Source organism: Pelotomaculum terephthalicicum JT, assembly GCF_022410535.1.
Classification (GTDB): Bacteria; Bacillota; Desulfotomaculia; order Desulfotomaculales; family Pelotomaculaceae; genus Pelotomaculum_D; species Pelotomaculum_D terephthalicicum.
In genome coordinates this window covers 14,851-30,267 of sequence record NZ_JAKNBL010000037.1, presented here as the reverse complement: position 1 = coordinate 30,267, position 15,417 = coordinate 14,851, and the positions used below count along the sequence as shown (strand labels likewise).

14 protein-coding genes are annotated in these 15,417 nt (G+C 46.3%); 6 read left to right on the top strand and 8 right to left on the bottom strand.

Annotation, left to right across the window (positions count from 1 at the left end; translation table 11 throughout):
* Positions 1–269: 269 nt before the first annotated feature.
* Both aroF and trpD read right to left on the bottom strand, forming a co-directional pair.
* Positions 270–1,292: a 3-deoxy-7-phosphoheptulonate synthase gene (aroF, locus tag L9W92_RS15345; protein ID WP_240084622.1), complete on the bottom strand. Its 1,023-nt coding sequence runs from the start codon at positions 1,290–1,292 to the stop codon at positions 270–272.
* An 87-nt stretch (positions 1,293–1,379) separates the two neighbouring features.
* A complete protein-coding gene (trpD, locus tag L9W92_RS15340) occupies positions 1,380–2,396 on the bottom strand; it encodes an anthranilate phosphoribosyltransferase (RefSeq protein ID WP_240084621.1) in 1,017 nt (338 codons plus the stop codon).
* Between the two features lie 579 nt (positions 2,397–2,975).
* Between trpD and L9W92_RS15335 the strand changes: the two genes are divergently transcribed.
* Positions 2,976–3,707, top strand: coding sequence for a hypothetical protein (locus L9W92_RS15335; protein ID WP_240084620.1), 732 nt, complete (start codon positions 2,976–2,978; stop codon positions 3,705–3,707).
* Between the two features lie 9 nt (positions 3,708–3,716).
* On the opposite strand, the gene pssA is transcribed toward L9W92_RS15335, so the two are convergent.
* Positions 3,717–4,202, bottom strand: a complete 486-nt coding sequence (gene pssA, locus L9W92_RS15330) for a CDP-diacylglycerol--serine O-phosphatidyltransferase (RefSeq protein ID WP_240084619.1) — start codon at positions 4,200–4,202, stop codon at positions 3,717–3,719.
* Positions 4,203–4,264: 62 nt separating this feature from the next.
* Positions 4,265–4,942, bottom strand: coding sequence for a phosphatidylserine decarboxylase family protein (locus L9W92_RS15325; protein ID WP_282442384.1), 678 nt, complete (start codon positions 4,940–4,942; stop codon positions 4,265–4,267).
* Between the two features lie 183 nt (positions 4,943–5,125).
* Between L9W92_RS15325 and mnmL the strand changes: the two genes are divergently transcribed.
* Positions 5,126–6,079 (top strand): tRNA modification radical SAM protein MnmL/YtqA, encoded by a 954-nt coding sequence (mnmL, locus tag L9W92_RS15320; protein ID WP_240084617.1) that lies wholly within the window; start codon positions 5,126–5,128, stop codon positions 6,077–6,079.
* A 12-nt stretch (positions 6,080–6,091) separates the two neighbouring features.
* Here mnmL and L9W92_RS15315 read toward each other — a convergent pair whose 3' ends face one another.
* The 4 genes from L9W92_RS15315 to polA are packed head-to-tail and all read right to left on the bottom strand — an operon-like array spanning position 6,092 to position 10,944.
* On the bottom strand, positions 6,092–6,811 hold the full coding sequence (locus tag L9W92_RS15315) for a lytic transglycosylase domain-containing protein (protein ID WP_312038110.1): 720 nt from the start codon (positions 6,809–6,811) through the stop codon (positions 6,092–6,094).
* On the bottom strand, positions 6,714–7,343 hold the full coding sequence (coaE, locus tag L9W92_RS15310) for a dephospho-CoA kinase (protein ID WP_240084616.1): 630 nt from the start codon (positions 7,341–7,343) through the stop codon (positions 6,714–6,716). The genes L9W92_RS15315 and coaE overlap by 98 nt, the downstream gene beginning before the upstream one ends.
* A 51-nt stretch (positions 7,344–7,394) precedes the next feature.
* Positions 7,395–8,222, bottom strand: a complete 828-nt coding sequence (gene mutM / locus L9W92_RS15305; protein WP_240084615.1) for a DNA-formamidopyrimidine glycosylase — start codon at positions 8,220–8,222, stop codon at positions 7,395–7,397.
* A 49-nt stretch (positions 8,223–8,271) separates the two neighbouring features.
* On the bottom strand, positions 8,272–10,944 hold the full coding sequence (polA, locus tag L9W92_RS15300; RefSeq protein WP_240084614.1) for a DNA polymerase I: 2,673 nt from the start codon (positions 10,942–10,944) through the stop codon (positions 8,272–8,274).
* 302 nt (positions 10,945–11,246) lie between these two features.
* Between polA and L9W92_RS15295 the strand changes: the two genes are divergently transcribed.
* From L9W92_RS15295 to L9W92_RS19005, 4 genes are all read left to right on the top strand, one after another.
* Complete coding sequence (locus tag L9W92_RS15295; protein WP_240084613.1) at positions 11,247–12,644, top strand: S41 family peptidase; 1,398 nt, start codon at positions 11,247–11,249, stop codon at positions 12,642–12,644.
* 64 nt (positions 12,645–12,708) lie between these two features.
* On the top strand, positions 12,709–14,190 hold the full coding sequence (locus L9W92_RS15290) for a DUF7986 domain-containing protein (protein WP_240084612.1): 1,482 nt from the start codon (positions 12,709–12,711) through the stop codon (positions 14,188–14,190).
* Between the two features lie 88 nt (positions 14,191–14,278).
* Positions 14,279–14,824 carry a DedA family protein gene (locus L9W92_RS15285; RefSeq protein ID WP_240084624.1) on the top strand — a complete coding sequence of 182 codons (546 nt, stop codon included), beginning with the start codon at positions 14,279–14,281 and terminating at the stop codon, positions 14,822–14,824.
* Positions 14,806–15,414, top strand: a complete 609-nt coding sequence (locus L9W92_RS19005; RefSeq protein WP_282442383.1) for a phosphatase PAP2 family protein — start codon at positions 14,806–14,808, stop codon at positions 15,412–15,414. Before L9W92_RS15285 ends, L9W92_RS19005 begins: the two co-directional genes overlap by 19 nt.
* Positions 15,415–15,417: the final 3 nt, after the last annotated feature.

Sequence of the window (15,417 nt, the reverse complement as noted above, 5' to 3'; positions counted from 1 at the left end):
CCTTGTAAATGGATTTGTGTCCATGGTAGCACATTTCCATTTCTTCCAGCTGAGTGCTGTATTTGGTGGCCATTTTTGCTGCATTTTTAGTGGCCGTTTTTGCTGCATTTTATTATACCGCTAACAAGCAAAATCCTGATCCTCAAATAAGTCATTATAACGTTTTTTATCCGGAGGGAACTGTTAATTTTATGGCTGATGACCCGGGAATAAAATATTGATGATAACTACAAGGCGGCGCTATGTCAAATTCATGGAAGCTAGAGAAGTCATGCCGTTCCGATATGTTTTCCCTCAAATTCAATCCGGCGCTTCAGATCCTCCATCAAAACCTCAAACTGCGCCAGATTTAGGGATTGAGCCCCGTCGCTCCGGGCCTGGGCGGGATCGTTATGGGTTTCAATCATTAAGCCGTCGGCCCCTACCGCTACCGCGGCCCGCGCCAGCGGCGCCACCAGTACCCGAATGCCGGCAGCATGACTGGGGTCTACAATAACCGGAAGATGAGTTTTCTGCTTTAGGAGTGGAACGGCAGACAGGTCCAAGGTGTTGCGTGTGGAGGTTTCAAAAGTGCGTATCCCTCTCTCGCAAAGGATGACCTGGCTGTTTCCTTCGGACATGATGTATTCGGCACTCATCAGGAGCTCCTCCAGCGTATTGGCAAGGCCTCTTTTAAGAAGGACAGGCTTATTGTATCGCCCCACTTCCCTCAGCAAATCGAAGTTCTGCATATTTCTGGCGCCGACCTGGAGCACGTCAATGTCCTCGAACAAAGGCAGTTGTGTCTGATTCATTACCTCGGTAACAATAGGCAAGCCGGTTTCTCTCTTGGCCGCCAGCAGCAGCTGGAGTCCCTCCTTGCCCAGTCCCATAAAGGCATAAGGTGAAGTGCGCGGTTTAAAGGCTCCGCCCCTCAGCATGGTGGCGCCGCTGGCTTTTACTGACTTGGCCACCTCAATAATCTGTTCTTCGCTTTCCACCGAACAGGGCCCGGATATTACTTGAAACATTCCGTTACCGATGGGCACATTTCCGGCGTTAACCATCGTGTCCTCAGGATGGACTGTTCTGTTAACCGCTTTGTAGGGTTCCGTAACGCGCTTGCCATACTCTATAATGTCGTTCATCTGGACAACTGAGTCCAAATCGATTGTGGCAGTGTTGCCGATCAGACAGATTACCGTATGCTCGGTGCCAGTGCTTAAAAAAGTTTGAAAGCCCCAGGATTCAATTTTCTGTATAAACCGCTCGATCTTTTGTTGAGGTACCCCCGGTTTTAATACAAATACCATTTACCGTTAAACCTCCCTTCCTGAAACTGCCGCTTCCATCCGCTTTATCCCGGCACGGGCGGCGGCTGCAATGGTAGTATGCATCATTTAAGCCACTTCATTTGTTAGTTTGCAAAATTCATCAAGTTTGGCTACGGCTTTTCCGTTGTCGATCAGTTCCTGGGCTATCTTGACACAATCTCCCACAGTGCAGTTGTCAATACCTAGATAAAGTGCCATTGCCGCGTTGAGCACCACCACGTCCCGCTTGGCTCCCTTCTCTTTGCCGGTCAGGATGTCCCGGGTAATCCGGGTGTTGTCTTCAGGTGTGCCGCCGGCCAGATCCTGCAGTTGACAGCGGCTGAACCCAAACTCTTCAGGGGTGATATCGTAGCTAGTCAGTTCGCCATGGCGAATTTCGCAGACGTGGGTTTCCCCGGTGAGGGTCACCTCGTCCATGCCGTCACTGCCGCTGACCGCCAAGCCGCGGACTACGCCAAGGTTGGCAAGCACCTGTGCAAGCGGTTCCACCAGCGTGCGGTCGTACACACCCATCAGCTGCATGGTGGCTCCCGCCGGATTGGACAGCGGGCCCAATACGTTGAAGATGGTGCGCACTCCCATTTCCCTGCGTACCGGTGCCGCGTATTTCATGGAAGAATGATAGACCGGTGCGAACATAAAACAGATGTTGCTCTGCGCCAGTATTTTTTCATTCTGCTCGGGGGTCAGATTAAGGTTGATCCCAAGACACTCCAGCACATCAGCCGCGCCGCTTTTACTGGATACGCCGCGGTTGCCGTGTTTTGCCACGGGAATGCCGCCGGCCGCCACCACAAAGGCGGACGTGGTGGAAATGTTGAAGGTGCCAGTTTCGTCGCCGCCTGTTCCGACAATGTCGATGACATTGCGCACAGGTTTGATTTTCAGCCCCTTTTCACGCATGACGGTAGCGCAGGCGGTAATTTCTTCCACCGTTTCTCCCTTCATCCGCAGCGCCGCGAGCAAGGCGCCCATCTGCGCCTGAGTGGCTGTTCCTTCCATCATTTCCTTCATAACCACTTTGGCGGTTTCAAAATCAAGGTCTTTTCCATTAAGCGCTTCCTGTATTGCTTTTTGAATCATCTTTTTTCCTCCTTGAAAAAATAATATAAATAAGTGTGTTTAGGTATAAAAAAACCAGAGCCTAAGCAAGCCCTGGTCTATGCGCATCTAGCCAAGCTCCGCTAAAGCTAATCTATTAACTCATCTCATCTGTCTCAGCTAATATTTAATTATTAAATAAAATATAAGCCCTTCCCATACTTCTGTCAATAGTTTAAAACATTACACCAATGTATTTGTTGCCGGCGACGGCGTTTCCATTTATAGAAGTTAAGAATGGGCCTAATCAGCATATAGAAGCTGAAGGGTATTAAACATAAATGCTTAAAAGTATAAGACTTAAAAGTATAAGAAATATAAAGGAAAATGCAGCCAGGAATTATTCTGTGGCTGTATTTTCCTTTATATGCAGGCTGATAACAAGTTTTGGTATTTCAGATTGTTCGTATCACAGATTTTGAGACGGTTAAAGACAGACTTTGTAGAATGAATGTAAAACCTATTGTAATCAGAAAAGATTTGAGTTAGACTTACTTTACCAATAGTCAGTTGATTGTTTGGTTTTTTTGCTCGTATAAAAAATTTATGGAGGGCAATCAGTTGTACCCGCAAACTCATGTATATTTTGCCGAGACTGTACTGGGAAAGCAGGGGGATATTGTTACTTTAGGAAGTATATTGCCGGATATGCTTGTCGGGAAGGATTTTAGCCACTATGAGGCTCATAGCAAGGGTGTGGAAATATACAATTTTGCCGGCAAGGATGATTTAATACTGGATTTGGGGAAGGCTGTATCTACTCACGGGTTTGAGCCAAAGGGCTTGGACTATTACGGAGATGAGAAATATCTGGATTATGAAAAAGGATATTGCTTTGAAAAAGCAAGATCCTTTATTGCGCAGACAGTGGAAGCGTGCGATATCCCTGCGGAAATGGGATGGTGGAAAGCTCATAATATTATTGAAATGGGCGTGGAAACTATCATCAGTTCAACGGACTATTATAGCGAAAGAATTAAAACCGCGCTTTATAACAGAGGTCTAATCAATGACGTTGATGAAATACTTCAAGAACTCTGGGGAAAAAATAGCCTTAATTTTGCGCGACGGGTTGAAAAGTTTGCCGGGTTTGTTGAAATAGAAAGGGCTACCGCTGAATCGCTGGCTAAAAAATACTATATACAGATGCAGTATAGACATCATGTGGAGATTGATGTGAAAAAGGTCGCAAAGTTAATCAATGTCGCGGCGGAAAAAGTGATTTTAGACTTAAACGAATTTTTTAATACTACTTCCGGCATGGTAAAAAATAATATTAAAGCTTTACTTTAAAGCTTTTTTCTAAATTTTGGGTATGCGTATCGTGCTGATCATAGCCAGCGCCAGAATAAAACTGGCAGCCAATATTACCATATGGTTGGGTACAAGCAAAACCATTACAGCCAGTGCGGTTCCGCAAACAGTAATGGGAAGACCCTGGAAAAAGGAGGATGTGCACGTCACGTTATACCTGGCCAGCCTTAAACCCCCGCACAGCGTAAAAATACAAAAACATACCAATCCCGCCAAGCTCCAATTTCCCGCCATGGAGCTGTACATCAGGGCGGCCGGCGCTACTCCGAAAGAAACCAGATCAGCCAGAGAATCAAATTCTTTGCCAAACGCTGATACCGCGTTATACCGGCGAGCCAGCATTCCATCGAAACGATCCAGCAAAGCCGCCAAAATGATCAAGATAGTGCTCAGAGTGTAGTTATGGTTTAGAGTGTTGGCCAGGGCTACGACGCCTAACAGTAAATTGGCCGCGGTACATATATTTGGTGCCATTTCAATCCTGCTCACGTATTCACCCCTGTCTTATCTTTGAAGGATAAATGGGTTGTTCCAGTTTATAGAATCTCGTCGGGCAGTATCCCTATCACGGTTTCTCCTGCCTTGACGCGTTCACCTTTTTTAACGAGTATCTTTGTGCCGGGCGGGAGAAATAGTTCATTACCGGAACCAAATTTGATAATGCCGATGATATCCCCGGCAGATAAAACATTTCCTTCATTAACCCAGCATTTTATCCTGCGGGCGATAAATCCGGTTATTTGGCAAACCATTATTTTAAAGCCGTTGCTTTCAATGCCGATGAAATTTTTTTCATTGATTTCCGAGGCGTGGCTTTTGAAAGCCGGTATGAATTTTCCAGGACGATAATGCCTGTATTTGACTTCTCCTTTTAATGGCGAGCGGTTAATATGCACATTAAAAATAGACAAAAAGATTGCCACCCGGATAGTTTTGTCCATTATAAATTTATCTTCAAAGGTTTCTTCTATTTCAAGGATTATGCCGTCCGCCGGTGAAAGAATCAGGTTTTTATCCTCTGGTATGTTTCTTTTTGGATTGCGAAAGAAAAATAGCACAAAAACAAACAGTAATGCTGGAATAGGAGAAATTATTGGAATATCACGGTACAGGTACGCGAACGACGCGGTTAGGATCAATAGATAATGCCAAGCTAATCGAAGGCTGACAGCAGTTCTCGCGAATATATTCTCAGATTGATTCCTATTAGTCAATTCTTAAACGTTCTCCTTTACCATTTAAGTTAACCAGCTTGTTGAGCATACACTTAAATAATGATAACCTGTAAGGCCGTTCATTGCAAGAACTAAGGTTGTTCTACTCTTTGTATATATAAATTTTATTTAAGAAACAGGCTGTGATAGAATGGTAGAAAAAAGATATGGATAAGGTAAACCATGAATACAGCCCTCTACAACCGTTACTCTAATCATCTGATGAAAAAATACGGGGAAAAGGTATATAAACTCCCGGTTAACCTGCCGGGTACGTGCCCGAATAGGGACGGCAAGGTGGGAGAAGGCGGATGTGTTTTTTGCGATGAGCAGGGCTCCGGCTTTGATTGTCTGTCTAATACATTTTCAGTAAGACGTCAACTGGAAGAGAACAAGGCATATTTCAGCAAGCGTTTTCAAGCTAAAAAATTTATCGTGTATTTCCAGGCTTTTACCAATACTTATTTGCCTTTTAAGCGTTTCCGGGATAATGTTCTGGAAGCGATAACCGCCGATGACTTAGTAGCAATATCTATTTCAACCAGACCGGATTGCGTTAATGAGCATTACCTGGACTTTCTGCAGGAAGTAAGTATTGATAAAGGAATTGACGTGAACATTGAACTTGGCCTGCAAACGGTTAATTATCATACCTTGGCGCTGGTTAACCGGGGGCACACCCTGGCTGAATTCATTGATGCTGTTAACCGGATCAAAACCAGGAATTTTGCGGTCTGTGCCCACTTGATTCTTAATTTGCCCTGGGATAATCATCAGGACGCTGTAGAAAACGCCAAGGTCCTTTCCGCTCTGCGGGTGGAATATGCCAAACTGCATTCCCTCTATGTGGTGGGGGGTACTCCTCTCGGTGACATGTACCAAAAAGGCCGGCTTGAAATCATTTCTATGCAGGATTATATCCAAAGAGTAGCCTGTTTTTTAGAGCATCTTGATCCGGAAATAGTAATCCAGCGCCTGGTGGGCAAGGGGCCGAAAGATAACACGTTGTTCTGCAACTGGGGGGTCAGCTGGTGGCTGGTGAAAAAAAAGATCGAAGACTACATGGAAGAAAATAATATTTACCAGGGCAAGAAATTTGATTACTTGAACGGAAAGGCGCTGAAAGGTATGTTTTAGCCGCGCGAGTTTTTACCGCGTATTGTATAGATAGCGATATATTTGTTGATATAACAGTACTTTCCGCACATAAAAGCGTGTTTCCGGAAATGGTATTTGCTCAATTCTTTCCCCACCGCCTCTTAGCTCCTTCCGGTCAAGCCAATCCTCGACGTTGCCCCGCCCGCCGTTGTAAGCGGCCAGGATAAGTACGGTGTCGCCGTTGAATTCTTTCCCAAGATCTGCGATATACCATGCCCCGAGCTTAATACTGGTTTCCGGATCTAATAATTTTTCCATACTGATTGCCGGTTCACCCATCTGGTGAACTATCCACTGGCCGGTTTCGGGCATGATCTGCATTAAACCGCGGGCGCCTTTGTCCGAGACGGCCTGGTTGTTAAAATCGCTTTCTGTTTTCATTATCGCCGCTAGCAGAAAGGGGTCTACGTGGTATTTATCCGCGTAGAAATATGTGGTGTCCTGGTATGGGAATTGGTAGAAAATCCTGGCAATATAATCGAAATTGAATAAAATTAACAATACCAACAGGAGGAAATATATTCTGCGTTTGATCCTCCCGCTGTTAAACCTTTTGCGCAAGGCAGCGGTCAAAACTATCACTCCGCGAACAGAATTAACGCTTATACTTAAGTTATATTTGATCTGCTTCTTGATAATGTTCTTTTTTTGAATCGGCCAGGTGGCGATCGATTTGTCTTTTTGTCTCTTCCGGCGAACCGTTGTTATCAATGACCCGCCTGGCATATTTCAGCTTTTCTGCTTGGGGCATTTGAGCCGCTACGCGTTTTTTTGCTTCTTCATCGCTCAGACCGTCCCGCTCAATAAGCCGTTCAATCTGTTTCTGATCATCTACTTTCACCACCCATATCTCGTCCACACTTTTATGCAGCCCGGCTTCAATCAAAAGGGGAGCGTCAATGACCAGCAGTTTGTCACGGGAACCGGGAAGATTGTTGAGTTTGAGCTTTTCTTTTTCGATCGCCTCCACTATGCGTGGATGAGTGATCCCGTTTAACTTGACCCTGGCATCAGGGTCGGTAAATACAATTGACCCCATCTTTTTGCGATCGAGTGCGCCTTCACTGTTTAAGACGCGGGTACCAAAAACCCTGACAATTTCTTTAAGAGCGGGGGAACCGGGCTGAACAATTTCCCGCGCGACCTGATCAGCGTCAATTACCGTGGAGCCCAGGCTTTCGAGGTAACGGCTCACGGTGCTCTTGCCGCTTCCTATATTTCCGGTAAGTCCGATAATTAACAATATTGATTACCTCCCCCAAAATAATCTTCGTTAAACCGCGCACCTGCAAAACTAAATTTTCTGACAGGCCGGGCAAAAGTATGTACTGCGCCCGCCAATTTTTTTCCGCACTATGTTTTGGCCGCAGCAGCGGCAGGGTTTGCCTTCCCTGTGGTAAACTCTTAAGAGCTTTTGATAACCGCCGGGCCGTCCATTCCCGTCAATGAAATCCCGCACCGTTGTCCCCCTGTTTTCAATTCCCTCCTGAAGAACATCGCGAACGGCATGATAGAGGCGTGTTATTTCCCGCGGGGTGAGGGTGTTTGCCAGGCGTTCCGGATTTATTTCAGCCCGGTGCAGCACCTCGTCGGTATAGATGTTGCCCAGACCCGCTATAAAGGTTTGATCGAGCAGCAGCGATTTGATGCGAACATGTCGCCTTTTTAACTCTTTCTTTAAATAGCTCAGAGTAAAAACCGCTTCCAAAGGTTCTATTCCCAAGTTTTTGTACCCGGTGAGGTCGTTCATGGAGGAGGCCGGAAGCAGCCAGATCCGGCCAAATTGCCGCATATCGGCATAGCGCAGGTGAAAGCCGTTATTGAGAACCAGGATTATGTGGGTATACTTGGACAGGGACTCGTTTTGCTGACAATACACCAGGCTGCCGGTCATACGCAAGTGAAACACTAAATTAAGCCCGTCACTTAAGATAAACAGCAAATATTTACCGCGCCTGTTTATCTTTAATATTTTTTTGCCGGTAATCTTTTCCTTGAATTCATCAATGTCTGGTGTGCGGATAATTTTAGGAAGCATTATCTGCGCGTCGATAAACTTCAACCCGGTCAACTTGGGCTGCAGTGTCCGCATAATTGTTTCTACTTCAGGCAATTCCGGCATTTTTTCATCCCTTCAAATGTTGATTTTTATACTGCCCAGAAGTCAGGGGCTACTTTACGTCATACCAGTTTGGCCCGACTTTTATCACAACGTCCAGCGGCACGTCCAACACAAAAGCGTTTTCCATGCATCGTTTAACTAACTGCTTTAGTTGCGCGACTTCTTCACGCGGCGTATCAAAAATCAACTCATCGTGCACCTGTAGGATCATTCTTGCTTTTAATCCGTGCTCGGTGATTTCCCTATTTATGTTGATCATGGCGAGCTTAATGATATCCGCCGCGCTGCCTTGTATCGGCGTGTTTACCGCGGTGCGCTCACCGGCATGGCGTATATTCCGGTTGGAACTGAACAGGTCTGGAAGGTAGCGCCGTCTATTTAAAAGTGTGGTTACAAACCCGGTTTCACGCGCTTCTTTGATCACCCGGTCAATATAGCACTTCACTCCGGCATAACGGGAAAAATAGTTTTCGATGTATTGTCTCGCTTCCTGGCGTCCTACTTTAATATCTCTGGCCAGCCCGAAGTCGCTTAAGCCGTAGACAATCCCAAAATTTACCGCCTTAGCTCTTCTGCGGGTTTCACGTGTTACTTCTTCAGGGGGGATTAAGAAGATTTCCGCCGCCGTGCGTGTATGTATATCTTCCCCTTTTTTAAACGCTTCAATCAATACCGGGTCGCCGCTTATATGAGCAAGTATGCGCAGCTCGATCTGGGAGTAGTCCGCCGTGAGCAATAGATTCTCCCCCCGGCAGGGAATGAATACCTTGCGGATTAATCTGCCTTGCTCAAGGCGTATCGGTATGTTTTGGAGATTTGGATCCGAACTCGACAGCCTCCCGGTGGCGGTCACCGTTTGGTGAAAAGAGGTATGCAACCGCCCGGTATCGGGATTAATCAAGGCGGCGAGGCCGTCGGTATAAGTGGATTTGAGTTTCATCAACTGGCGGTACTCCAGCACTTTCGCAACCAAACTGTGGGCGGCCGCCAGTTCTTCCAACACTCCCGCGTCAGTAGAATACCCGGTCTTTGTTTTCTTAATTACCGGTAGTTTTAAATCATCAAACAATATTTTGCCGAGTTGCTTGGAAGAATTAATATTAAACTTGCATCCAGCCAGGTTATAAATTTCACCGGCCAGCTCTTCTATCAGTTCCCCCAGAGTCTTGGACATGGACTCAAGCTGGATTTTGTCGACGGCCACACCGTTGATTTCCATCTCTCCGAGTACCTGGGCCAGCGGTAATTCCACGTCATAAAAAAGTCTGTCTTGTTCCTGCAGCTTCAGCTTGTCGTTTAAAATTCCGGCTAAACGGTTGACGCAATCAGCCCGGGCAGGCAGCGCTTCATCACCCCCGGGGAGGATCACGTTAAGATACTCTAATGAAACGTTCTCAAGTTCCCGGTTGGGGATGGCGGGGTTGAGCAAATAGGAGGCGATCATGGTGTCGAAGGCTAGGTTTCTTAATTTGAAATTGTGACAATGCAGGATCTTGATGATGTCTTTTCCGTTGTGGCAGTATTTCTTTATCGTTGAATCTTCACAGACGGTTTTAAGCGTCTCGAACGCTTTTTCCGGGGCAACGGCTGCTCCGGACATATTCAGGAAATAAGCTGTGTCCCCTGCAATTGCAAAGCCGGCCGCGGCGACACCGGAGTTAGGGTTGCCGGCAAGGGCCATTGACACTTGTCCGGCCATTCTGACTTTTTTTAAAAAAGTGCTAAGTGTGGACGGGTTGTCCAGACTCCGGCATGCGACGGAATAGGTTTCCAGGTTTGATTTCGGCAGCACTTGAGCGGCGTTTTGCCGCGAACGGTTTCTGCCTCTCAGTTCATTGTCACCCTTGCCATCATTGTCTGCAAAGTAAATTGATTTAATCAATTTATTAAATTCAAGTTTTTTCAATAATTCCAGGAGTTCTTTATAATCAGGTCCCACCCAGCGGCATTGCTCCAGGTTGACTTCAACCGGCACATCACGGCGGATAGTAACAAGCTGTTTGGAAAATTCCGCTTGTTGGCCGGATTCTTTGAATAGCTGCCCGGTGCGGCCGGTGAGTTCGTCAGCGTGGGCAATTATTTCCGCTAAACTGCCATACTCCCTTAGAAGCCTGACTGCGGTTTTTTCTCCAATGCCCGTGATACCGGGCACGTTATCTGAAGGATCGCCGGTCATTCCTTTTAGGTCCACGAGTTGTCGCGGGGTAATTCCGTATTTGTCCCAGAATTTCCCTTCATCATACTCATCAATCTCGCTGATACCTTTTTTTGTCAGCATAACCCTGGTTGTTGGTGAGATGAGCTGCAGGATATCACGGTCCCCTGTTATGATTAGAGTGTTTAAACCGGTGAGTTCAGCCTTTGCCGATAATGTTCCAATCAGGTCGTCGGCTTCATAGCCCTCGCTTTCAAAAATATTAATGCGCATGGCGTGAAGCACTTCTTTCACAACCGAAAACTGGCGCTGTAAATCGCCCGGCGTGGGGCTGCGATGCGCCTTGTACTGGTTGTAATCATTGTGGCGGAAGGTTTTCTTGCCAATATCGAAAGCCACGGCAATTCTCCCCGGCCTTTCTTTGGCCAGGAGCTTTAACAGCATGCTGGTAAAGCCGTAAACGGCGTTGGTTGGCAGCCCCGCGCTTGTGGACAGCGGCGGTATTGCGTGAAAAGCCCGGTGTACCAGGCTGTTGCCGTCAATAAGCATAATGGTTTCTTGAGACATGCGCGTCGACACCTGCCTTGGATGTACTCACTTAGTATTTCACCGCGTGAGCGCAAAATACCTGCTCCGATATATACAGTTTAACAAACTAAGTAAAAAACAAGTGTCCTGAATAAATGCCAGGGGCAGGTTGATCTGACTAAAAATTTGCAGGACTTTAGTCAGCAAGGGCGAATTAAACCCATAATAAAAAATCGAGGTGATCGTATTTGCGTAAGCTTTCCTTTTTATTTGCTTTTGTTTTATTTTTTATGTGTTGTCTTGCCGGGCCGGTCCTCGCGTATGATAACCCTGCCGTTGGGATGGAAACTTTTGAAGAAATACTTGACAATATCGAGCGCCTGCACGTTAGCAGCCCCAATTCGGATACTCTTGTCCAAGGGGCGATAGATGGGCTGATTAATTCCCTGAATGATCCTTATACTGAATACTTGCCCCCGGAGATGCTGAAGGAATTTAAGAGTTCATTTGACAGCGAATTCGTTGGTGTGGGTATTCAATTACAACCAGGTGAGCATTTTCCCGAGGTGATGGGGGTGATTGAAAACGCTCCCGCGGAGAAAGCCGGGATTAAGCTTAATGATCAGATCGTCAAAGTGGACGGAATTGATGTTTTTGACGAGCCGTTAGAAACGGTTGTGCAAAAAATTCGCGGACCGGCGGGGACAAAGGTCAAATTAACTATCAGAAGGAATGGCGCCGAAGATTTTGAACTGGAGCTTGTCCGCGCTAATATTAACACGCCGACGGTAATCTCTCAGGTTTTTGATGACGGCACCGGTTATATAAGTCTAAACAAATTTGGGGCAAATACCGCGAGCGAGTTTAATAAAGCGCTGACAAAACTGAAGCAGCAAGGCGTGACTGCTCTGATAATGGACCTCAGGGATAACCCGGGCGGCATGCTTGACCAAGCTGTGCGGATTGCCAGTAATTTTGTTGAGTCAGGCCAGTTGATCACAAGCACCATTGACAAAAACGGGGAACGCCAAGAATATCGTACCGAAGGCGAGGCAATCGGCCTGGGAATGCCTACGGTGATTTTAGTCGACCATAATAGTGCCAGTGCCTCGGAGATATTGGCGGGCGCTCTTCAGGACTACCATGTGGCCACCTTGATCGGTAGTGCGACTTACGGAAAAGGCACCGTTCAGACAGTTGTCCCGCTTAGTTCAGGAGGAGCCTTGAAAGTAACCATCGCTAAATATCACACCCCCAGCGACAAGGTTGTCAATGGAATCGGTTTAAGCCCGGATTATCAGGTGCTCACCCCCGGACTGCAGCTGGTTGCGGCGCGGAGATTGTTAAAACCGTCTGAAAAGAATGTGGTAGACTTTGATACCGAAAAATCAGAAGTGCTAGTCAACGGGATACCTGTGCAAATCAGACAAACGTTTTGGCAAAAAAATGGCATTATTTACCTTCCGCTGCGGTTTGTTTTTGAGGCGTTAGGATATAAAGTTGACTGGCAAACTTCTAACAATAGTGTTAGAATAACTGGGTACGGCTCTAATGTGCTCTTCGGTACGCAGGATGGGCAGGTCGTTGTCAACGGAAAGGTGACAACAGGTTTGGAGCCGCTGAAAATTGAAGAGGGAGAGACATTTATTCCTCTTTCCGATCTAAATATTTTCGGTATTAATTGCGAAACGGCGAAAAATAAACTTTCGATTGAAAAAATAACCGCTTCCAAGAATTAAATATAATAGCTCTGGTCAAAAATAATTGCTACACCGGCATAATTTATGAAGGGGGTGTTATAAAGTGCCCGGAAATAAAAAATCATGTCCGTGCGGCAGTGGAAAGCCCTATGAAAAATGCTGCGGTGAAAGCAAAGCCTGTTGTTCGCTCGACCAGATCAGATGGCGGCGGGCAGGCCAGGAATTGCGCCGCAAATTGGGTGAATTTGCCGATCAACCTTCTTTCGCCTGGGACGCGGCCCGTGCCCAGGATATGTATCTGGGTTGTATGGATCAAAGATTGATGCTGCATGACGATGATTTTACGATGGAACGTTGTTTTGAGTGGTTTATCTTTGATTTTTATATTTCAAGGGGAGCGACAATTATAGAAAAATTCCAGGAAGAGTACTCGCATCCTTTGAGCGATTATGAAAATATTTTGTTGAAAGAATGGGCCCGTTCACGTATTTCCCTGTATGAGGTTCATGTGGTGTTGCCCGGCAAAGGGCTTGTAATAAAAGATCTCTTAAGCCGCAAGAAGTTAGTGGTTCATGATATTAACGCGGCGACTGAGATTAAATCCGGTAATATCTTATTGATGAGGGTTCTCAAAGTTGGTGAAGAATACGAGTTTTCCACAAGCGGCCTGGCATTGCCTGATTGGTGCAAGGAACCGCTGTTAAAGCGGCTTTATCAAGACCACGAGGATTACTGTAACAATAAGATGAAAGGGGGCAGAGGTTGGAACGCCTACTTAAAAGAACGCTCCCATAAAATAAATGCTTGGGTCATGGAATTGGGAACTGATAATACCTGGATTAACAGCGATACTGCCGGCATGAAGAGGAATCAATTTAGAATAACGTTTACTTTGAAGGACTGGCGGGTACTGTTAAAGTATATTAAATGCTCCGATGAATTTATTATTACTCAAGAATTAAAAGACCGGACAGGGGTATCCGAACACGTGTCAGCCGCCTGGCTTGGTGAATCCCGCCGGTTCAACGGGCTGCGCCGGGTATTAGGAAATATAATTTTAACACCGCGGTCCATTGTGCTCACAACTGGCTCGCCCAAGATATTATCTGCGGGAAAGAAACTCTTTTTATCCAGTTTTAAGGAAATTATCATGGAGGACGCTGGTGAGATTCATTCTCAGGCGGATTTAACGACGGAAGCCGTCGCGGAAACTTTTCCCTGGCCTGAACCTGGTTACGCTGTTGTGGCGGTATGTGTCAAGGAAGGGCTGGAAGCGCGCGGATATGATGTTAAGCAGCAGAGAGGAGCTGTGAAACTTTGGTTTGATTATTGCTCAAAAGAACAACCCTCTATTCGGAAAACAGCCGTTTGGGCGGCAGTGGTGATATATGCTTTTACCAGGTTGGAAAAGGAAGAGGAATTAAAGCAGCAAGATTTGGCGGGCCAATATGGCGTCGCTTCTTCTACGATCTCGCTAAAATACAGACGTCTATGCCAGTCATTAGAGCTGGTGGCTTATGACAAGCGTTATTCTACAAAAAAACTGCCTTTGAAAGGAATCAGGGGGCATAACCGCCTTATATAATACGGATAAACTTATTCCTGAGGAGGGAGCACTCCTGACTGGGTTGATTGAAGAAGTTTTAACAGCCATTACAAATGCAATATCAGCCATGGGATACTGGGCAATCGCTATTGGAATGGCTATCGAAAGCGCCAATATTCCCCTGCCTAGTGAAGTGATTCTGCCTTTTGGCGGATATCTCGTCTCGACGGGGAGGCTGGATTTCTTTGTGACGGTAATGGCGGGGACGATCGGAGGCATGGTGGGTTCGGCTTTTTCATATTATCTCGGCATGCGGGGCGGAAGGCCATTCCTGTCCAAGTACGGGCGTTTTTTTGGTTTCTCCATGAAGCACCTGGCGGTGGCTGAAAAATGGTTTGAACAATACGGTGAGGCGACAGTTTTTTTTACCCGCCTGATGCCTATTGTGAGAACCTTTATTTCACTGCCGGCCGGAATTGCCAAGATGAATTTCAACAAGTTTCTGATATATTCTTTTTTGGGTTCGCTCCCGTGGAGCCTGCTGCTTGTTTATATCGGGTTAAAACTCGGTCAAAACTGGAAAGCGATTGAGTATTGGTTCCACCGCCTGGATGTTGTTGTGGTTCTTGGCATATTGGCGATAATTTTTTACTTTTGGCGCAAAAAACGGTGATAGAAGTGTGCGATAAAATATTATCTTTTATTAAAGACGTGGATTTGGAATACTTTAACCTGGTTAACCATACCCTCCACAACTCCGTTTTAGATAAATTGATGCCTTTTCTCAGCAACGCGGGTGAAGTAGGGTTGATCTGGATCATATTCAGCCTGCTCTTGTTTGCTGCAGGGAGACCGGCGACAAGAAAAGCGGCTTTTTTGATGCTGGTTGCGGTGATTGCCAGCTACCTAACGGGTGAGTGTTTTAAACACCTTTTTCAGAGGCCCAGACCTTTTGTAACTTTACCGGGTGTGGAACTGCTGGTGAGTCCGCTCCACTCCTATTCGTTTCCGTCGGAGCATACGGCTAACGCGTTTGCGGCTTGGCTTGTGCTAAAGCGAAAATTACCAGGCTTGGCCTGGTTTTTCATCTTGCTGGCCTTCGCCATGGCTTTTTCCAGAGTTTATGTCGGTGTTCATTATCCGCTTGATGTCCTGGCCGGTTCTTTGCTGGGGTTGGCTTGCGGCGCCATAGTCTTGAAATACGAAAAACAAGTACTTTTAAAAAATAGAGGCTGGCGGCAGGAAAACTGGCGTAAATATTAATTC